This is a genomic window from Streptomyces sp. NPDC085460 (genome assembly GCF_044541975.1).
GTDB lineage: Bacteria > Actinomycetota > Actinomycetes > Streptomycetales > Streptomycetaceae > Streptomyces.
This window is the reverse complement of sequence record NZ_JBITTO010000009.1, coordinates 1-19,608: the sequence shown is the minus strand read 5'-3', so window position 1 is coordinate 19,608 and position 19,608 is coordinate 1. Positions and strand designations below refer to the sequence as shown.

General features: G+C 75.5%; 15 protein-coding genes. 9 read left to right on the top strand and 6 right to left on the bottom strand.

Going from position 1 to position 19,608, the window contains the following annotated elements; translation table 11 throughout:
• Positions 1–270 precede the first annotated feature (270 nt).
• Together ACIGHB_RS23520 and fxsA are read left to right on the top strand one after the other, a co-directional pair.
• Entirely contained in the window at positions 271–1,050 is a 780-nt protein-coding gene (locus ACIGHB_RS23520; RefSeq protein ID WP_399915680.1) for a polyprenol monophosphomannose synthase, read from the top strand.
• A 92-nt stretch (positions 1,051–1,142) separates the two neighbouring features.
• Positions 1,143–1,739, top strand: coding sequence for an FxsA family membrane protein (gene fxsA, locus ACIGHB_RS23515; RefSeq protein ID WP_360317846.1), 597 nt, complete (start codon positions 1,143–1,145; stop codon positions 1,737–1,739).
• Between the two features lie 188 nt (positions 1,740–1,927).
• On the opposite strand, the gene ACIGHB_RS23510 is transcribed toward fxsA, so the two are convergent.
• The 4 genes from ACIGHB_RS23510 to ACIGHB_RS23495 all read right to left on the bottom strand — a co-directional run bounded on the left by ACIGHB_RS23510 (position 1,928) and on the right by ACIGHB_RS23495 (position 5,457).
• Positions 1,928–2,302, bottom strand: a complete 375-nt coding sequence (locus ACIGHB_RS23510; RefSeq protein WP_026278069.1) for an RNA polymerase-binding protein RbpA — start codon at positions 2,300–2,302, stop codon at positions 1,928–1,930.
• Between the two features lie 255 nt (positions 2,303–2,557).
• Entirely contained in the window at positions 2,558–3,937 is a 1,380-nt protein-coding gene (locus ACIGHB_RS23505; RefSeq protein ID WP_399915678.1) for an MFS transporter, read from the bottom strand.
• A gap of 48 nt (positions 3,938–3,985) precedes the next feature.
• Positions 3,986–4,750, bottom strand: a complete 765-nt coding sequence (locus tag ACIGHB_RS23500; protein ID WP_399915676.1) for a glycerophosphodiester phosphodiesterase — start codon at positions 4,748–4,750, stop codon at positions 3,986–3,988.
• Positions 4,747–5,457 (bottom strand): YitT family protein, encoded by a 711-nt coding sequence (locus tag ACIGHB_RS23495; protein ID WP_399915674.1) that lies wholly within the window; start codon positions 5,455–5,457, stop codon positions 4,747–4,749. Before ACIGHB_RS23495 ends, ACIGHB_RS23500 begins: the two co-directional genes overlap by 4 nt.
• Before the next feature lie 134 nt (positions 5,458–5,591).
• Between ACIGHB_RS23495 and ACIGHB_RS23490 the strand changes: the two genes are divergently transcribed.
• A complete protein-coding gene (locus ACIGHB_RS23490) occupies positions 5,592–7,091 on the top strand; it encodes a PLP-dependent aminotransferase family protein (RefSeq protein ID WP_360322377.1) in 1,500 nt (499 codons plus the stop codon).
• 322 nt (positions 7,092–7,413) lie between these two features.
• Here the strand turns inward: ACIGHB_RS23490 and ACIGHB_RS23485 are convergent, their stop codons facing one another.
• Positions 7,414–9,015: an ATP-binding protein gene (locus ACIGHB_RS23485; protein ID WP_360321439.1), complete on the bottom strand. Its 1,602-nt coding sequence runs from the start codon at positions 9,013–9,015 to the stop codon at positions 7,414–7,416.
• Positions 9,016–9,052: 37 nt separating this feature from the next.
• Entirely contained in the window at positions 9,053–9,247 is a 195-nt protein-coding gene (locus tag ACIGHB_RS23480; RefSeq protein WP_030493667.1) for a hypothetical protein, read from the bottom strand.
• 358 nt (positions 9,248–9,605) lie between these two features.
• On the opposite strand from ACIGHB_RS23480, the gene ACIGHB_RS23475 reads away from it, so the two are divergent.
• The 6 genes from ACIGHB_RS23475 (at position 9,606) to ACIGHB_RS23450 (ending at position 19,518) form a co-directional block, all read left to right on the top strand.
• Positions 9,606–9,998, top strand: a complete 393-nt coding sequence (locus ACIGHB_RS23475) for an ankyrin repeat domain-containing protein (protein ID WP_360321442.1) — start codon at positions 9,606–9,608, stop codon at positions 9,996–9,998.
• A gap of 277 nt (positions 9,999–10,275) precedes the next feature.
• A complete protein-coding gene (locus ACIGHB_RS23470) occupies positions 10,276–11,775 on the top strand; it encodes a HEAT repeat domain-containing protein (RefSeq protein ID WP_360321445.1) in 1,500 nt (499 codons plus the stop codon).
• 474 nt (positions 11,776–12,249) lie between these two features.
• Positions 12,250–13,371: a glycosyltransferase family 4 protein gene (locus tag ACIGHB_RS23465; protein WP_399915670.1), complete on the top strand. Its 1,122-nt coding sequence runs from the start codon at positions 12,250–12,252 to the stop codon at positions 13,369–13,371.
• A gap of 74 nt (positions 13,372–13,445) precedes the next feature.
• Positions 13,446–14,708: a glycosyltransferase gene (locus tag ACIGHB_RS23460; RefSeq protein WP_399916118.1), complete on the top strand. Its 1,263-nt coding sequence runs from the start codon at positions 13,446–13,448 to the stop codon at positions 14,706–14,708.
• Positions 14,705–15,907, top strand: a complete 1,203-nt coding sequence (locus ACIGHB_RS23455) for a GDSL-type esterase/lipase family protein (RefSeq protein ID WP_399915668.1) — start codon at positions 14,705–14,707, stop codon at positions 15,905–15,907. Before ACIGHB_RS23460 ends, ACIGHB_RS23455 begins: the two co-directional genes overlap by 4 nt.
• A complete protein-coding gene (locus ACIGHB_RS23450) occupies positions 15,904–19,518 on the top strand; it encodes a hydantoinase B/oxoprolinase family protein (protein ID WP_399915666.1) in 3,615 nt (1,204 codons plus the stop codon). Before ACIGHB_RS23455 ends, ACIGHB_RS23450 begins: the two co-directional genes overlap by 4 nt.
• Positions 19,519–19,608 lie beyond the last annotated feature (90 nt).

Here is a 19,608-nt window from a genome sequence, read left to right as displayed (position 1 = left end):
CCTCGCCCGCGCCGACCGCCGCCCGCGCCTCGGCCGCGAGGGAAGGTTTCGCCGGCGGAAGGTGCGACCCGGGTGGGGCCCGGACGTTCAGTAGACAACGGCCTTCGGCCGATCCGCAGCCAGCGGGTCCCGGGTCGGACCGAAGGACGTCGGGCCCCGCACCGCACCCGCCCCGCGCCCGCGCGTCGCACGTCTCACACCCCATAGGACCGGACCACGCCGAAGACCTCGCTAAGGTGGGGGCCTGTGTCTGTATCCGAAGGGGCAGTAGTGAACGACGGTGGCGTGAGGCGTTACGGCCCGCTCGGCAAGGCTTTGGTGATCATTCCGACCTACAACGAGGCGGACAACATCAGGCCGATCGTCGCGCGCGTACGGGAGGCCGTGCCGGAGGCGCACATCCTCGTCGCCGACGACAACAGCCCCGACGGCACCGGCAAGTTCGCCGACGAGCTCGCCTCCGAGGACGACCACGTCCACGTCCTGCACCGCAAGGGCAAGGAAGGGCTGGGCGCCGCCTACCTGGCGGGCTTCAGCTGGGGCATGGAGCACGGCTACGACGTCCTCGTCGAGATGGACGCCGACGGCTCCCACCAGCCCGAGGAGCTGCCCCGGCTGCTCACCGCGCTCAAGGGCGCCGACCTGGTCCTCGGCTCCCGCTGGGTGCCCGGCGGCCGGATCGTGAACTGGCCCAAGTCCCGCGAGTTCATCTCCCGCGGCGGCAGCCTGTACTCCCGCCTCATGCTCGACGTGCCCATCCGGGACGTCACCGGCGGCTACCGCGCCTTCCGCAAGGAGACCCTCCAGGGCCTCGGCCTGGAGGACGTCGCCTCGGCCGGCTACTGCTTCCAGGTCGACCTCGCCCGCCGGGCCGTCGCCGCCGGCTTCCACGTCGTCGAGGTCCCGATCACCTTCGTCGAGCGCGAGATCGGCGACTCCAAGATGAGCCGGAACATCGTCGTCGAGGCGCTCTGGCGGGTCACCGGCTGGGGCGTGACCGCCCGCGCCGAGAAGCTCTCCAAGGCCCTGGGCAGCCGCAAGCGCGCCTGATCCACTTCGGCCCCCCGGCCCCCGGAGCCCGGCTCCGGGGGCTGATCCTTCCTTTACGACGTTCCTGCGGCGCGCCAGGCACACTGGACGGCATGACGACCGGCGCAACGCCCCCTCCCGCCCCCAAGCGCTCCCGTGCGCGCACCTTCCTCCCGCTGGGCCTCGCCGCCTGGCTGGTCCTGGAGATCTGGCTGCTCACCGTCGTGGCGAACGCGGCGGGCGGGCTGACCGTGCTGCTGCTCCTCGTCGGCGGCGCCGTCCTCGGCGCCACCGTCGTCAAGCGGGCCGGCCGCCGGGCCTTCGCCAACCTCTCCGCCACCTTCCAGCAGGCCCAGGCCGCCGCGCAGAGCGGTACGCCGCCGACCGCCGCCGACCGCAAGGGCGCCGAGGACCGCAACGGCTTCCTGATGCTCGGCGGGCTGCTCCTGATGCTCCCCGGCCTGATCTCCGACGTGGCGGGTCTGCTGCTGCTCGTGCCCCCGGTCCGTACGGCCCTCGGGCGCGCCGCGGAGAAGGCCGTCGAGCGCCGGATGACCGCCGCACCTCCCGGAAGCCTCCAGGACGCCTTCCAGCAGGCCCGTATGCACCGCCCGGACGGCAAGGTCGTCCAGGGCGAGGTCATCCGCGACGAGGCGCCCCGGAGCCCGTACGGCCCCGCCGAAGGCGGGCGCCCGCCGCTGACGCCCTGAGCGTGACCGCCGCGGCCGTCACGCGGGAACCTTGAGCGGGGCGCCCGCCGCGGCCGTCACGCGGGGACCCTGAGCGGGCGGCCGCGGCGAAGGCGGGCGGCCACCGCGGCCGTCACGCGGCAACGCCGAGGGGCCCGGTACACGTTTCGTGTACCGGGCCCCTCGGCGTTTCTCTGCCGTGGCGTCCGTCAGGCGGACTTGCGGCTGTCGCGCGGATGCACCGCGATGTTCATGGCGCCGGAGCGCAGGACGGCCAGCCTCTCGGCGAGGACCTCCTCCAGCTCCTCGCGGGTACGCCGCTCCATGAGCATGTCCCAGTGCGTACGCGCAGGCTTGCCCTTCTTCTCCTCGGGTCCGTCGCCGTCCACCAGAAGCGCCTGGCTTCCGCAGACCTTGCATTCCCACTCCGGCGGAATTTCCGCCTCCACCGAGAAGGGCATCTCAAAACGATGGCCCTTCTCGCATGCGTACTCCACGGCCTGGCGCGGGGCCAGATCGATGCCGCGGTCGGTCTCGTAGCTCGTCACCACGAGGCGCGTGCCGCGAAGAGCTCGCTCACTCATGAATCGTGCCTCCCGGGCTTGTCGCCCACAGGACAGGTGTCGCTGTCGTCGTCATCCGGTCAACGTCCGGTCGGCGATAAAGATTCCCGTTCCGGGTCATGCGTCGCCCGTCGTGCCGCCCCTTGTTGTACCCACCAGTGCCCGTTTTGTCACATCTGGCGGCAGATATGACACGGCGTCTTCACTAAAGCAGCACGCAGTAACGGTCCGCCTGGCAGGCCAAACGCGTACACTACCGGCCTTTCACTTCCGCGTCTAAATTCGCTCGGGTACGACATTGCCCGCCTCGTGTGCGGCGTCCCGTAGGGGCACCCTGGCGAGCAGCGCGAAACCGGCCACGAAGAAGATCACCAGAGAGATGATGGCAGCTCGATAGCTGTCCGTCAGCTGATACACGAGCCCGAACATCAGCGGGCCCAGCCAGCTCAGCCCGCGGTCGCTCAGCTCGTACGCCGAGAAGTACTCCGCCTCCTTGCCCTCGGGGACCAGGTGCGAGAAGAGCGAGCGGGACAGCGCCTGGGTGCCGCCCATCACGAGCCCGATCGCCGCCGCCAGGCAGTAGAAGAAGACCGGCGCCCCGGCCGGCAGCAGGTACCCGGCCATGAGGATGACCGTCCAGACGACCAGCGCGCCCAGGATCGTCCGCTTGGCGCCGTGCGTCCGGGCGAAGCGGGCCATCAGCAGGGCGCCCGCCACCGCGAGCACCTGCACCAGCAGCACCGCCGTGATCAGGGTGGTCTTCTCCAGGCCCAGCTCCTCCTCGCCGAAGATCGCCGCCTGCGAGATCACCGTCTGCACCCCGTCGTTGTAGACCAGGTACGCGAGCAGGAAGGCGAGCGTCAGAGGATGCTTGCGCATGTCCTTGATGGTCGACCGCAGCTGCCGCCAGCCCGCGCCGACCGCGCCCCCGCCCGCCGGCCGGTCCGTGCCCGCGGAGGGCGGCAGCCGCCGGTCGCGCAGCCGCCGCAGCGGGATCAGCGCCCACGCGCCCCACCACAGGCCCGCCGAGGCCAGGCAGATCCGCACCGCCTCGCCCTCCTCCAGGCCGAAGGACTCGTGGGCCGAGTACAGGACGAGGTTGAGCACCAGGACCAGGGCGCCGGAGGTGTAGCCGAAGGCCCAGCCGCGCGAGGAGACCTTGTCCCGCTCCTCGGGATCGGCGATCTGCGGCAGATAGGCGTTGTAGAGCATCATGGCGACCGCGAAGGAGGCGTTCGCCACGATCAGCAGGAAGGCGCCCAGCAGATACCGGGTGCCCTCCAGGAAGAACATGCCGGTCGTCGCGCCGGCCCCGAGGTACGCGGCCGCCGCGAGCAGCGGCTTCTTGCGGCCCCAGCGGTCCGCCGCCGCGCTCACCAGCGGCATCGCCACGATGGCCACGACCAGCGAGACGGAGACCGCGTACGGGAAGAGCGAACCCGGGGCCACCGGTATGCCCAGCGGGTACACCAGCTTCCCCTCGCCGCCGGCGGCGTTCTCGGCCACCGTCTTGAGGTACGGCCCCAGGAACACGGTGACGACGCTGGTCGAGTAGACCGAGCAGGCGAAGTCGTAGAAGTACCAGCCGCGCTGCTCCCGTCCGCGCGCGGCCGGGTCGGTGATGGGCCCCTCAGGACCTGTCGTCTCGGCGGTCACGGCCGCACGCCCCCTCGCTCGTCCCCGTCCCGGGACGCCCGCCCGGCCTCAGGTCCATGCCCCACGGGCGGTGAGGACCTCGCGCAGCGTCTCCAGATGATCGGTCATGATGCCATCGACCCCCAGGTCCAGGAGAGACTCCATGCGCTCCGGATCGTTCACGGTCCACACGTGGACCTGGAGCCCGCGCGCGTGCGCCGCCCGGACGAAGCGGCGGTCCACCACGCGGATCCCGCCCTGCGTCTCCGGGACCTGCGCGGCCACCGCCCCGGCCCGCAGCGGGGCCGGGACGCCGAGCGAGCGCATCCGCAGCGCGGCGACGCCGGTCACGCCGTACGAGGTGGCGAGCCGGGGCCCCGCGAGCCGCTGCGCCCGAGCGATCCGGGCCTCGGTGAAGGAGCTGACCAGGACCCGGTCCCAGGAGTCGGTCCGGGAGATCAGGTCGATCAGCGGGACGAGCGCCGACTCGGCCTTGAGGTCCACGTTCCAGCGGGCCTCGGGGAACTCCTGGAGCAGGTCCTCGAAGAGCGGCAGCGGTTCCTTGCCGGCCACCCGTGCCTCCCGCACCGCCGCCCACGGCAGGTCGCGGATGAGCCCCCCGGCGTCCGTCACCCGGTCCAGGGTCGCGTCGTGGAAGGCGACGAGCACGCCGTCGGCGGTGGTGTGCACATCGGTCTCGAAGTAGCGGTAGCCCGCCGCGGCGGCCCGGCGGAACGCGGCGGCGGTGTTCTCCAGGCCGTCCGCCGTGCCGCCCCGGTGGGCGAAGGGCAGCGGGAGCGGGTGGTCGAGGTAGGGGTGGCGTACGCGAGTCACCGCCGCAGTATGGCGCCTTCCGGTGACTCCGCGACGACCGGCGTGTCGACGGCGTCCGGCCCGGGGGTGGCCTCCTGTTCCGGTGCGTCGGCGGCGTCCGGCTCGGGGACGGCGAAGAGGCGCAGGAAGACCTGGGCGAGCGGGCCGATCGACAGCGCGTAGAGCACCGTGCCGACGCCGACGGAGCCGCCGAGCAGGAAGCCGGTGGTGACCACCGCGATCTCGATCAGGGTCCGGGTCAGCCGGATCGACCGGCCGGTCAGCCGGTGCAGTCCGGTCATCAGGCCGTCCCGGGGGCCGGGGCCGAAGCGGGCCGCGATGTACAGGCCGGTCGCCACGCCGTTCAGCACGATGCCCAGCACCAGAAGGGGGATCCGGATCGGCAGGCCGTGGCCGTCCGGGAGCAGCGCCAGGGTGCCGTCCATCGCCAGGCCGATCACGAACACGTTCGACACCGTGCCCAGACCCGGGCGCTGCCGGATCGGGATCCACAGCAGCAGCACGACCGCGCCGACGACGATCGACACCACCCCGATCGTCAGCCCCGTCCGCTCGGCCAGGCCCTGGTGGAGCACCCCCCACGGCTCCAGGCCGAGCCCCGCCCTGACGAGCAGCGCCGAGCTGATCCCGTACAGGGTCAGGCCGGCGTAGAGCTGGACGAGCCGGCGGGTGAGGTGCCGGCCGCGCTGGCCGGAGGCGATGGACATGGAGCTGCCCCCCTGGGGTGGTGTACGGGAGTGGATCGCGGCCCGGTGTGGTGACGGTGGACCGACTCATGACACTCTGTGGCGGGAGAACGGATGCCAACCATGGCCAATTCGAGGAAGGTGGACTGATTTCCATGGCTCAGTGGACTTCAGCCGTCGGGGCCGCCCAGCTCGCCCGGCAGCTCCAGGCGCAGCAGCCCCGCCCCGCGGGTCCCGGCGCCAGGAAGCCGCCCGCCTACCGCGCCCTCGCCGACGGCATCCGCCTGCTCGTCCTGGAGGGCCGGGTGCCGGTCGCCGCCCGGCTGCCCGCCGAGCGCGAGCTCGCCCTCGCCCTCACCGTCAGCCGCACCACCGTGGCCGCCGCCTACGAGGCGCTGCGCACCGAGGGCTTCCTGGAGTCCCGGCGCGGCGCCGGCAGCTGGACCGCCGTCCCGGCCGGCAACCCGCTGCCCGCGCGCGGTCTGGAACCGCTGCCGCCCGAGACCCTCGGCTCCCTCATCGACCTCGGCTGCGCGGCCCTGCCGGCCCCCGAGCCGTGGCTGACCCGCGGCATCCAGGGGGCCCTGGAGGAACTGCCGCCGTACGCGCACACCCACGGCGACTACCCGGCCGGGCTCCCCGCCCTGCGCGCCATGCTGGCCGAGCGCTACACCGCCCGGGGCATCCCGACCATGCCCGAGCAGATCATGGTCACCACCGGCGCCATGGGCGCCATCGACGCCATCTGCCACCTCTTCGCCGGGCGCGGCGAGCGGATCGCCGTCGAGTCCCCCTCGTACGCCAACATCCTCCAGCTCATGCGGGAGGCGGGCGCCCGGCTGGTCCCCGTCGCCATGTCCGACGGGCTCGGCAGCTGGGACCTCGGCCGCTGGCGCCAGGTGCTGCGCGACGCCGCGCCCCGCCTCGCGTACGTGGTCGCCGACTTCCACAACCCGACCGGCGCCCTCGCCGACGAGGACCAGCGGCGGCGGCTGGTGGAGGCCGCCCGCGCGGCCGGGACGGTGCTCGTCGTCGACGAGACCATGACCGAGCTCCACCTCGACGACGACGTGGAGATGCCCCGCCCGGTCTGCGCCTTCGACCCGGCCGGCTCCACCGTCCTGACCGTCGGCTCGGCCAGCAAGGCGTTCTGGGCCGGGATGCGGATCGGCTGGGTGCGCGCCGCCCCCGACGTCATCCGCTCCCTGGTCGCCGCCCGCGCCTACGCCGACCTGGGCACGCCCGTCCTGGAGCAGCTGGGCGTCAACTGGCTCATGCGCACCGGAGGCTGGGAGGAGGCGGTCGCCCTGCGCCGGGCGCAGGCCCGCGAGAACCGGGACGCGCTCGTCTCCGCGGTCCGCAGGGAGCTGCCGGAGTGGGAGTTCGAGGTGCCGAAGGGCGGGCTGACGCTCTGGGTGCGCACCGGCGGGCTCTCCGGCTCGCGGCTCGCCGAGGCGGGTGAGCGGGTCGGCGTCCGGGTGCCCTCCGGTCCCCGCTTCGGCGTCGACGGCGCCTTCGAGGGGTACGTCCGGCTGCCGTTCACCGTCGGCGGCCCGGTCGCCGACGAGGCCGCGAGCCGGCTCGCGGCGGCGGCCCGGCTGGTGGAATCGGGGCTCGGCGGGGGAGTGGAGCCGCCCCGGACGTTCGTGGCCTGAGGGCGAGCGGGCCGTACCGCGACCGGCCGTGGCCGGTCGAGCCCGCCCACGCGCGCGGCCGGATCGGGCTCACCCACGCGCGCGGCTGTTCGGGCCCGCCCACGCGCGCGGCCGGATCGGGCCCGCCCACGCACGCGGCTGGATCGGGCTCACCCACGCGCGCGGCTGTTCAGGCTCACCCACGCGCGCGGCCCGTCGGGCTCATCCCCGCGCGCGGCTGCTTCGGGCTCGCCCACGCGCGCGTGGAGACGGCGAAGGCCGGTACCGACCCTTCGGGGTCCGTACCGGCCTTCGCCGTCCGAGCGCGCGGGGCGCGGGCCGGTCAGCCCTCCGCCGGGACCGGGGCGTGGCGCGGGAACGGGCCGGGGGTCGGCTCGGCCGCGGCCTCCGGGACCTTCTCCAGCGCCACCGTGGCCGCCGCCCGCCGCTCCGGGAGCAGGTCGAGGACGGCCTGCCGGTCGGTGTCGCCGACGGCGTCGTCGTACGGGTCGGGCGTCGCCGGCACCTGGAGCCGGAGGACCTGCCCGGTGCCGAGGCGGGCGTAGCCCCGGCCCGGCGGGACCTGCGGGGTCGGGGTGGTGTGCGGCGCGGCGCCCAGCACCGCGGCGACCTGCTCGGCGGAGGCGGGGCCGAGCACCACGCGGGCGCGGGTGTGCGCGCGTACGCCCTCGTGGAGCGCGTCGGCCGTCTCGAACTGCTCCGCCACCACCACCGTCACCTGGGCGGCCCGGCCGTGCCGCAGCGGCACCTGGAGCAGCTCCTGGGGGTCGGGGCGGCCTTCGGAGGCGGCCAGGTGGCCGAGGGCGCCGGGGCGGTCGAGGAGGATCCACAGCGGGCGGCGGGAGTCCTGCGGGACCGGGTGGCCCGCCTGCCGGGCGCGGTTGGCGGAGATCAGCCGGCGCTCGGTCTCGTGGGCGGCCCACTCCAGGCTCTCCAGGGCGCCGGACAGCTCGCTCTCGACGCCGAGGACGCCGTCGCGGCCGACCAGGCAGGCGTACTCGCCGGCGCCCGAGCCGTCCACGATCAGCACGTCGCCGTGTTCGAGGGCCTGGAGCGCGAGGGAGCGCAACAGGGTGGTGGTGCCGCTGCCGGGCTGGCCGACGGCGAGCAGGTGGGGCTCGGTGGAGCGGGGGCCGGTGCGCCAGACGACGGCCGGCGCGTCCTCGGCGCCGTCCGCCGAGACGACCGGCACGGTCCGCTGCACGGCGTCGGCGTCGGTGAAGCCGAGCACGGTCTCGCCCGGGGCGGTGACGAACCGCTGGGCGGCGATGGTGGTCGGGAGGGCGGGCAGCACCTCCATGACGAGGCGGTTGCCCTCCTCGTCCCAGTCGAAGCGGTACTCGCGGCCGCGTCCCGACTTGGCGTGGAGCAGCTGCTCGATGCGGGCGCGGGAGGCCGGCTCGCCGTCCGGGAAGTACGGGGGGTAGGAGATCCGCAGCCGGGTGGGGCGGCCGTTCGCGTCGAAGGCGTGGTCGGCGAAGGTCCGGCTCCAGTCGCCGCCGTGGGCGTAGAGCGGCTCCGGGTCCTCGGGGACGGAGAAGTACGGCACCAGGGCCTCGTAGAGGCCCTTCAGCCGGGCGATCTCCGCCTCGTCGGGGCCGGTCTTCACGACCGGTTTCTCACGCCCCTTCCACGCGGCGGCGCCCATGAGCGCGACGAGCGCGAGCAGCGGCCCGTACGGCGCGAGGGCGACGACCAGGACGCAGGCCGCGACCAGGAACAGCGTGGGACCGCGCCGCTCCTTGGGGGTCGCGGCCCACTTGGTCCGCGCGGTCGCGGCCAGCTTCCGCAGACCACGGGAGACCGTGATCAGCGGGTGGAGCACGTCGGTGGCGCTGTCGGCGGCCGACCGCGCGATCTCTCGGCTGCGCGCCAGCTGCGCGCTGCCGCTGCTCAGAATGCGGGGGAGTGGTCGCCGGGCCACGTCGTACTCCTGAAGGGGTGGAAGGGGGTGAGAGGCGTCAGAACTTGATTCCGCCCAGCAGGCCGGCCAGGCTCTGGCCGCCTGCCGTGATGCTCGGCGCGATGGCGGTGCCCGCCAGGTAGAAGCCGAAGAGCGCGCAGACGAGGGCGTGCGAGGCCTTGAGGCCGTCCTTCTTGAAGAACAGGAAGCAGATGATGCCGAGCAGGACGACGCCTGAGATGGACAGGATCATGGGGTGTTCTCCTGGTTGAGGGGACAGTCACGATCAGTCCTTCCAGGTTCACGGCAAGTATCTATGTGACTAAAGGTTCATTCGGGTGAATAGCGGGCGTTTTCACTTGACCGGCGGACGCCGGTCCCCGTCCCGGGTGGCGAAACCGCCGAACTGGGGTAAGGGGGCACCGAAGGGCCCGGTCACGGCTGGTGGACGCGGTGATCCTTGCCTCGGCCGGACGCGGTCATGTCACCGCGCGGGCAGTACCCTGTCGATTCACTCGTACGGCCGCGCTTGCCGTGCGCAGGTCAAGGGCAGGCGGTACCGGGCGGCACGCGCGCGGGACGCCGGCGGAGCACGGAAGGCGGTTGTGAAGATGAGCGAGACCCCGGACCCCGAGGTCGTCGAGCTGGCGTCGAAGGTCTTCGACCTGGCGCGCGCCGGAGACGCCGCGGCCCTCGCCGCCTACGTCGACGCGGGCGTCCCCGCGAACCTCACCAACGACCGGGGCGACACCCTCCTCATGCTCGCCGCCTACCACGGCCACGCCCCCGCGGTCACCGCCCTCCTGGAGCGCGGCGCCGACGCCGACCGCGCCAACGACCGCGGCCAGACCCCGCTCGCCGGCGCCGTCTTCAAGGGCGAGGACGCCGTCGTCCGCGCGCTCGTGGCCGGCGGAGCGAATCCGGAGTCCGGCACTCCGTCCGCCGTCGACACCGCCCGCATGTTCGGCAAGACCGAGCTCCTGGAGCTCTTCACGACCCGGTGAACGACAGCTGAACCCCAGGTGGGAGCGGTGTCGTAAATGTGGTCGCGGCGGTGGAAACGGTCGGTCATCATGACGACAAGCCCGGCCGTCCGACCGGGCCATGGACGAGAGGCAGAGGAAGATGAGCAGCGCACACAAGCGGCGACGTACGACGGACGGCCCGACCTGTTGTCCCGCGGCCTACTAGGGCGGCCACCGTGCGGACGGGCCCAGCGCCCGCCCCGGTCCACCCCGGTCCATCCCGTCGTGTCGACAGCTTGATGTGAGGCGTCTTCCCATGTTCGAACCAGCCATAGCGCCGAGCGGCACCCTGCTCGGTCTGCTGCAGAGGGGCCGCGGCGACGGCACCCTGCACGCCCTCGCCGCCCCCCGCCCCGAGGCCCTCGCGGCCCTGGACCGGTGCGTGCTCGCCGACCCCCGCCACGACTGGCGGATCGAGAACCGCTCCCTCTACTACGCCCGGCTCTACCTCGACCTCCACGGAGGTCTGGAGGCCGTCGAGGCGCACCTCTTCGCGCCCGAGGACCACCTCGACACCGAGGAGCACCGCACCGGGCTCGCCCTCGCCGTCCTCGGCCACCTGGCCGCCTACGGACGCCACGACGCCCTGCTCCTGCTCCGGCGCTACGCGGCCACCGGGGCCAACTGGGCCTGGGCCCTCGACGAGCTCGCGCTCCGCGACGACGACGCGGGACTGCGCTCCCTCGCCGAGCCCGTCCTCGCCCGCTTCCCCCAGGACGAGGAGGGCGACGCAGCCCTCGCCGGCACCGTCCGGGACGCCTTCGAGCCCCGCCCCTGGCGGCTGTGGGCCGAGGACCAGCGCGACGCCGTCGGCGCCCGCGTCCGCGCCGCCCAGGAACAGGGCTCCTTCGACCGCTGGCAGCGGCAGCTGCGCCCCACCGGGCCTCGCCCCGGCTGGAGCGTGCGCGCCGTCCTCGACTGGGCCCAGGAGGGGTACGAGCGCGGCGCCGACCTGGCGGGACCCGCCGCCCGCTGCCTCGCCGCGGTCGCCGGGCCCGAGGACCGCCCCGAGCTGCTCGCCGCCGGCCGCGACGGCGCCCCCGGCGCGCGTGCCGCCGTCCTGCACCACCTGGCCGCCGGCCGGGACCCCGCGGTCCTCGACCTCGTCGAGGCCGCGGCCGACGGCGTCCATCCCCTCGACAGCGCGGCCGCCGCCGAGGCGTCCGCCCAGGGCGAGCCGTACGGCGACGTCCCCGGCGCCGTCGACCGCGACGCCCTGCACGTCGCACGGGCCGCCGTCACCGCGTACCTCCGCATGTGCGGCGACGACGCCGTCGCCCGCGCCCGCGCGTGGGTCGACCGACCCGACCCCCTCGGCGCCGCCGCCGGCGAACTCCTCGCCGCGCGCGGCGAGGACCGGGACTCCCGGCTCGTCCTCGGCGCGCTGCGCACCGCCATCCGCGCCGCCGGGCCCGACGCGCCCGCCCTCGGCGCCCTCGTCGACGGCGCCGGGCGCCTCGGCATCGCCTGCGCGGCCCCCGTGCTGCGCCACGTCTACCGGGAGACGGCCTCCTCCCAGCTGCGCGGCCGCACGGCCCGCGCCCTCGCGGCCACCGACCCCTCCTTCGCCAGCGGCTTCGCCGTCGAATGCCTCTGGGACTGCGAGGAGACCACCCGCGAGATCGCGGCCCAGCACGCCGAGACGGCCGACGTCCGCGTCGCCGAGCGATTGCGCCGCCTCGCCGCCGACCCGGCCGAGGAGGTCGAGGTCCAGACGGCCGTCCGCAACCGCATCGGCCCCGACCTCCAGGTCTGACCCGACACCCTCCGCCCCCGCCCGGGGCGGCGCGGCCCCCGGCACGACCCGCCGAGCGAGGCCCCGCCCCGGGCGGGGGCGGTGCCGGTCGGAGTCTGTACGGCGCGGGCGGTGGCGGTCCTGGTGGTTCGGCGCGGACGGTGACGGTACTGGGCCGGGTGGCGCGGACGGTGACGGTCGGGTCGGTACGGGGCCGGGTGGCGCGGACGGTGACGGTCCGGTCGGTACGGGGCCGCCCGGCGCGGACGGTGCCGGGTCGGAGTCGGTACGGCGCGGGCGATGCCGGCGGCGCGGGCGGTGCCGGTAGTGCAGGGCCGGGCGGCGCGGGCGGTGTCGGTACGGCCGGGCGGCGGTCGTTCCGTTCGCGTACCGGAGTCGTCTCTCCCGCGCGGGGCGGGAAAAGCTCACGGGACGTTCCCCCCGCGTCCAGATCCACGTCGGCGGGGACACGTCGGGCGGGACGAGAACACCCGTATGCGTGTCGTCATCGTCACCGAATCCTTTCCCCCCGACATCAACGGTGTGGCGCACTGCGCCCTGCAGACCGCGCGCCACCTCGTCCGCCGGGGCCACCAGCCCCTCGTGATCGCCCCGGCCGTCCCCGACCCCGCCGCCGACGCCGACGCGCCGTGCCCCGTGGTCCGCGTCCCCTCCCTGCCCCTGCCCGGCTACGCACAGGTGCGTGTCGCCCTCCCCAGCCGCCGCGTCGCCGCCGCCATCGCCGCCCACCGCGCCGACCTCGTCCACCTCGCCGGGCCCTTCGTCCTCGGCGTCCGCGCGATGGCCGCCGCCACCCGCCTGCGGGTGCCCACCGTCGCCGTCTACCAGACCGATCTCGCCGGGTACGCCCGCACCTACGTCGGCCACGGGGAGGCCACCGCCTGGCGCCGGCTCCGCGCCGTCCACGGCGCGGCCGACCGCACCCTCGCCCCCTCCCGGGCCGCCCGCCGCGACCTGGAGGCGCACGGCATCGCCCGCGTACGCCTCTGGGGCCGGGGCGTCGACACCACCCGCTTCCACCCCGGCCACCGGGACCCGGAGCTGCGCCGCGCCCTCGCCCCCGACGGCGCGCTCCTCGTCGGGTACGTCGGCCGCCTCGCCCCGGAGAAGCGGGTGGACCTCCTCGCCGCCACCGACGGGCTGCCCGGCGTCCGGCTCGTGGTCGTCGGCGACGGACCCAGCGAGCCCGCCCTCCGCGACCGGCTCCCGGGCGCCCACTTCCTCGGCCGGCGCACCGGCGACGACCTCGCCCGGATCTTCGCCTCGCTCGACGTCTTCGCCCACACCGGCCCCTACGAGACCTTCTGCCAGACCGTCCAGGAGGCCATGGCCAGCGGACTCCCCGTGATCGCCCCGGCCGCCGGCGGCCCGCTCGACCTCGTCGCGCACCGCCGCACCGGCCTCCTCGTGCCCCCGGAGGACCCGCTCCCCCTCCGCGAGGCCGTCGCCGCCCTCGCCGCCGCCCCAGCGCTGCGCGCCGCCTACGGCAGAGCGGGCCGGGCCGAGGTCGAGGGACGCACCTGGGAGGCCCTCGGCGACGAACTCATCGGCCACTACCTGGAGGTGCTGCGCGAGCGGACGGCGGTGGCGGCGTGAACGGGGGGACCCGCACGAGGACCGACACCGCCCGGGCGGGCGGCGCGCGCCACGCCTCGTACGGCCGCGAGGGGCTGCGCATCGTGCGCCTCGCGAACTTCGTCACCCCCACCTCGGGCGGCCTGCGCACCGCGCTCGACCGGCTCGGCCGCGGCTACCGGGAGGCCGGCCACGAGCCCGTCCTGGTCGTCCCCGGCGCCACCGCCGGCGACGAGCAGACCCCGCAGGGCCGGGTCGTCACGCTCCCCGGGCCCGAACTCCCCGGCACCGGCGGCTACCGCGTCCTCGCCGACCGGCGCCGCCTCGCCGAGCTCCTGGACCGGCTCGCCCCCGACCGCGTCGAGGTCTCCGACCGCACCACCCTGCGCTGGACGGGGGAGTGGGCCAGGCGCGCCCGCGTCCCCTCGGTGATGGTGTCCCACGAGACCGCCGACGGCGTCCTGCGCACCTGGGGCGTCCCCGCGCCGCTCGCCGCCCGCGCGGCCGACCGGCTCAACCGCCGCACTGCCTGGGCCTACGGCCGGATCGTGTGCACCACGGCCTGGGCGGAGGAGGAGTTCGTCCGGGTCGGCGCCCGCAATGTCGTACGCGCTCCGCTCGGCGTCGACCTGGAACACTGCCGGCCCGGCCGGCGCGACCCCGGCGTCCGCGCCCGGTACGCGGAGGGCGCCGCCGTCCTGCTCGTGCTCTGCTCCCGCCTCTCCGTGGAGAAGCGGCCCGGCACCGCCGTGGACGCCCTCGCCGGCCTCCTGGACGCCGGGGTGCCGGCCCGGCTGGTCGTCGCGGGCGACGGGCCGCTGAGGCCCGGCCTGGAGCGGCGAGCGCGCGAACGGGGCCTCCCCGTCCGGTTCCTCGGCCATGTCGCCGACCGGGAGGAACTGGCCGACCTCCAGGCGGCCGCCGACCTCTGTCTGGCCCCCGGCCCCGCCGAGACCTTCGGGCTCTCCGCCCTGGAGGCCCTGGCCTGCGGGACACCCGCCGTCGTCAGCGCCTCCTCCGCCCTCCCCGAGGTCGTCGGCGCGGCCGGCGCGGCCGCCGCCGACACCCCGGCGGCCTTCGCGGACGCGGCCCGCGGCCTGCTCGCCCTCCCGGAGGCCGCCCGCAGGGCCGCCGCACGCGCGCGTGCCGAGCGTTTCTCCTGGGACCGCTCGGTGGCCGCCTTCCTCGAAGCCCACGAGGCGGCCACGGCCCCGGCCAGGTCCCCGGAGACCTTCCCGGCGGCCGGCGCGGTGGCCCCGGTGGCCCCGGTGGCCCCGGCGGGGCCACCGCTCACGGGCCCCGCCGAGACCGCCGCCGGAGAGCGGGCGCCGGCCCGGAGCCGGGGGGCCGGCGCGTGACCCCGCTCCGGGAGGACCGCGTCCCTCCCCAGGCCCCCGCACCGGAGAAGGAACGCACCGCGATCCCCTCCGGTGAAACCGCCCCGGCTCCGGCCGTCCCCGCCCGCCGGGAGGGCGCTCCGGCCCTCGCCCCGCCCGCTCGTCAGGAGGGCGCCCCCGCGCTCGGCACGCCCGTCTCCCGTGCGCCCGTCTCCCGTGCGCCTGTATCCCGTGCGCCCGTCTCCCGTGCGCTCGTCCCCGGTGCGCCGGCCTCCGGTACGCCCGTCTCCCGTGCCTCCGCCGCCGGCGCCACCACCCTTGTGGGCGCGCCCCCGGCCCCCGGCGCCCCCGCTCGCGCGGATGCCGCGGACGCCGCGGAGGTCGCGGCGCTGCGGTTCGTGGTGCTCGGGGACTCCTTCAGCGAGGGGGTCGGGGACCGGGCGGCGGGGGCGTGGCGCGGGTGGGCCTCGCTGCTCGCCGACGGGCTCGCCGGGCCGGGGCAGCGACTGGAATTCGTCAACCTCGCCGTCAGCGGCGCCCTCAGCTCCGACGTCGCCGAGGACCAGGCGCCGCGCGCGATCGCGCTCCGGCCGCACCTCGCCTCCGTCGTGGTCGGCGTCAACGACACCCTGCGGCACACCTTCGACATCGGTCTCTTCGCCCGCCGCATGGACGGGGTCCTCGGGGCGCTCGACGCGGCCGGAGCCGTACTCCTGACCGCCTGTCTCCCCGACCCGGGCCGGATGCTGGGCCTGCCGGCGCCGCTGGCCCGGCCCCTCGCCCGGCGGCGGCGGTCCGTGAACGCGGTCGTGCACGCGCTGACGGCCCGGCACGGCGCCGTCCACCTCCACCTCGCCGAACCGGCCTGGACCACCGACCGGGCGCTGTGGAGCGCCGACCGGCTCCATCCCGGCGAGCGCGGCCACCGCGCCGTCGCCGGGGCCTTCCACCGGCTCCTCGCCGAGCGCGGCCTCGCCCGGGGGCCCGCGCCGTCCCCGTCGGCGTCCGAACCGCCGCCCACGCGCGCGGAGACCGCCCTCTGGCTCGCCACCGCCGGCACCGGCTGGGTCCTGCGCCGCAGCCGCGACCTGCTGCCGCAACTCCTGCTGCTCGCCGGGGAGGAACTCCTCCACCGCGCCGCGGGCGCCGGGACCGGCCCGCTGGACGCGCGCGCCGAGACCGCCCTCGCCGAGGCCCTCGCGGCGACAATGGGGGAATGAGCGGGCGCTGGGAGTTCTGGATCGACCGGGGCGGCACCTTCACGGACGTCGTGGGACGACGCCCCGACGGGCGGCTCGTCACCCGCAAGGTCCTCTCCCACGACCCGGCCCGCCGCCAGGACGCCGCCGTGGCCGGAATCCGGCTCCTGATGGGCCTCGGCCCCGGCGAGCCCGTCCCCGCCGACCGGATCGCCGTCGTCAAGATGGGCACCACCGTCGCCACCAACGCCCTCCTGGAACGGCGCGGGGAACCCACCCTGCTGCTGATCACGGAGGGCTTCCGCGACGCCCTGCGGATCGCCTACCAGAACCGGCCCCGCCTCTTCGACCGGCACATCGTCCTCCCCGAGGCCGTGTACGCGCGCGTGGCCGAGGTCCCCGAGCGGGTGGACGCCCGGGGCACGGTCGTCCGGCCGCTCGACGAGGACGCCGTCGCCGCCGCGCTCGCCGCCGCCCACCGGGACGGCCTCCGCTCCGCCGCCGTCGTCCTCATGCACGGCTACCGCCACCCCGACCACGAACTGCGCGTCGCCGCCGCCGCCCGCGCCGCCGGATTCACCCAGGTCAGCTGCTCGCACGAGGTCAGCCCGCTGATCAAGCTCGTCCCGCGCGGCGACACCACCGTCGTCGACGCCTACCTCTCGCCCGTGCTGCGCCGCTACGTCGACGAGGTCGCCGCCGAACTCGCCGGGGTGCGCCTGATGTTCATGCAGTCCAACGGCGGGCTCCGGGAGGCCGCCCACTTCCGCGGCAAGGACGCCGTCCTCTCCGGACCCGCGGGCGGTGTCGTCGGCATGGCCCGTACCTCCGCCCAGGCCGCGCACGAGCGGGTCATCGGCTTCGACATGGGCGGCACGTCCACAGATGTGTCGCACTACTCCGGGGCCTTCGAGCGTGAACTCGGTTCACAGGTCGCCGGGGTGCGGATGCGGGCACCCATGATGAGCATCCACACCGTCGCCGCCGGCGGCGGCTCCGTCCTCCACTACGACGGCCGCCGCTACCGCGTCGGACCCGACTCGGCCGGCGCCGTCCCCGGCCCCGCCTGCTACCGGCGCGGCGGACCGCTCACCGTCACCGACGCCCAGGTGATGCTCGGCCGCATCCAGCCCGCCCACTTCCCCGCCGTCTTCGGCCCGCACGGCGACGAACCCCTCGACGCCGACATCGTCCGCGAGCGGTTCACCGCCCTCGCCGAGGAGGTCGGCGGCGACCGCACTCCCGAGGAGGTCGCGGCCGGCTTCCTGCGCATCGCGGTCACCGACATGGCCAACGCCGTCAAGAAGATCTCCGTCCAGCGCGGCCACGACATCACCCGCTACGCGCTCACCTGCTTCGGCGGAGCCGGCGGCCAGCACGCCTGCGCCGTCGCCGACGCCCTCGGCGTCGACACCGTCCTCGTCCCCCCGCTCGCCGGGGTCCTCTCCGCCTACGGCATCGGACTCGCCGACGCCACCGCCCTGCGCGAGCGGTCCGTCGAGGCCCCGCTCGACGCCCCCGGCACCCCCGCGCGCGTGACCGCCGTCGCCGCGGAACTCGCCGACCGCACCCGGGCCGAGCTCCGCGCCGACGGCCTCCCCGACCCCGCGATCACCACCCACGCGCGCGTACTCCTCCGCTACGCCGGCACCGACGCGAGCCTCCCCGTCGACCTCGGCCCCGCCGCCGCCATGGCGGCCGCCTTCACCGCCGACCACCGCACGCGCTACGCCTTCACCATGGACAAGCCGCTCGTCGTGGAGGCCGTCACCGTCGAGGCCGTCGGCACCGCGGGCCCCCACGGCCCCGTCCACCTCGCCCCGGGAGCCCGCACCGGCCCCCTCGTCCCCCGCGCCACCGTCCGCACCCACGACGGCACCGCCGCCACCGACACCCCGCTCCACCGCCGCGAGGACCTCCGCCCCGGAGACACCGTCGACGGGCCCGCGATCCTCGCCGAGGACGACGCCACCACCGTCGTCGACCCCGGCTGGCGGGCCACCGCCGCCCCCACCGGCCACCTGCTGCTCACCCGGGCCGTCCCGCGCCCCGCCCGCACCGCCGCCGGCACCGACGTGGACCCGGTCCTCCTGGAGGTCTTCCACAACCTCTTCATGGCCATCGCCGAGCAGATGGGCGTCCGCCTGGAGAACACCGCCCACTCCGTCAACATCAAGGAACGGCTCGACTTCTCCTGCGCGCTCTTCGACGCCGAGGGCAACCTCGTCGCCAACGCCCCCCACATCCCCGTCCACCTCGGCTCCATGGGCGAATCCATCAAGGAGGTCCTGCGCCGCCGCGCCGGCGACCTCCGCCCCGGCGACGTCTACGCCGTCAACGATCCCTACCACGGTGGCACCCACCTCCCCGACGTCACCGTCGTCACCCCCGTCTTCGACGACACCGGGACCGCGCTCCGTTTCCTCGTCGCCTCCCGCGGCCACCACGCCGAGATCGGCGGCATCACCCCCGGCTCCATGCCCGCGTTCAGCCGCACCATCGACGAGGAGGGCGTCCGCTTCGACAACTGGCTCCTCGTCCGTGACGGCCGGCTCCGCGAGACCGAGACCCGCGCCCTCCTCACCGGCGCCCCCCACCCCTCCCGCGACCCCGGCACCAACCTCGCCGACCTGCGGGCCCAGATCGCCGCCAACGAGAAGGGCATCGAGGAACTCCGCAAGGCGGTGGCCGAGTTCGGCCTGGACGCCGTCCAGGCGTACATGGGCCATGTGCGGGCCAACGCAGAGGAGTCCGTCCGCCGGATCGTCGCCCGCCTCCACGACGGCGCCCACCGCTACGAGACGGACTCCGGCGCCGTCATCCAGGTCGCCGTCCGCGTCGACCGCGAACGGCGCTCCGCCGTCCTCGACTTCACCGGCACCTCGCCCCAGCTCCCCGGCAACGCGAACGCGCCCACCGCGGTCGTCATGGCGGCCGTCCTGTACGTCTTCCGCACCCTCGTCGACGAGGACATCCCGCTCAACAGCGGCTGCCTGGCACCCCTGGAGATCCGCGTCCCGCCCGGCTCCATGCTCGCCCCCGCCCCGCCGGCCGCCACCGTCGCCGGGAACGTCGAGACCTCCCAGGCCGTCACCGGAGCCCTCTACGCGGCCCTCGGCGTCCAGGCCGAGGGGTCCGGCACCATGAACAACCTCACCTTCGGCGACGACCGCGTCCAGTACTACGAGACGGTCGCCAGCGGATCCGGCGCGGGCGACGGCTTCGACGGCGCCGACGCCGTCCAGACCCACATGACCAACTCCCGCCTCACCGACCCCGAGATCCTGGAGTGGCGCCACCCCGTCCGCGTCGACGCCTTCGCCGTCCGCGCGGGCAGCGGCGGCCGGGGCCGCTGGCACGGCGGCGACGGCGTGGAGCGGCGGCTGAGGTTCCTGGAGCCGATGACGGTCACCCTCCTCACCGGGCACCGCAGGGTCCCCCCGTACGGGATGGCGGGCGGCGCCCCGGGCGCGCTCGGCGAGAACCTCGTCGAGCGCGCCGACGGCACCGTGGAGACCCTCGGCGGCGCCGCGACCACCGATGTCGCCCCCGGCGACGTGCTCGTCCTGCGCACCCCCGGCGGCGGCGGTTACGGCCCGCCGCCGGGGACCGAGGGGGGAGACCGGTCCTAGGGCGTGTCTGACCATTCCCGTCGGGTCCGGCCCGCCCGGCACGCACGCTCGCCGCACGGCCGAAACGCCCAAGTAGCTCCGCTACAAGGG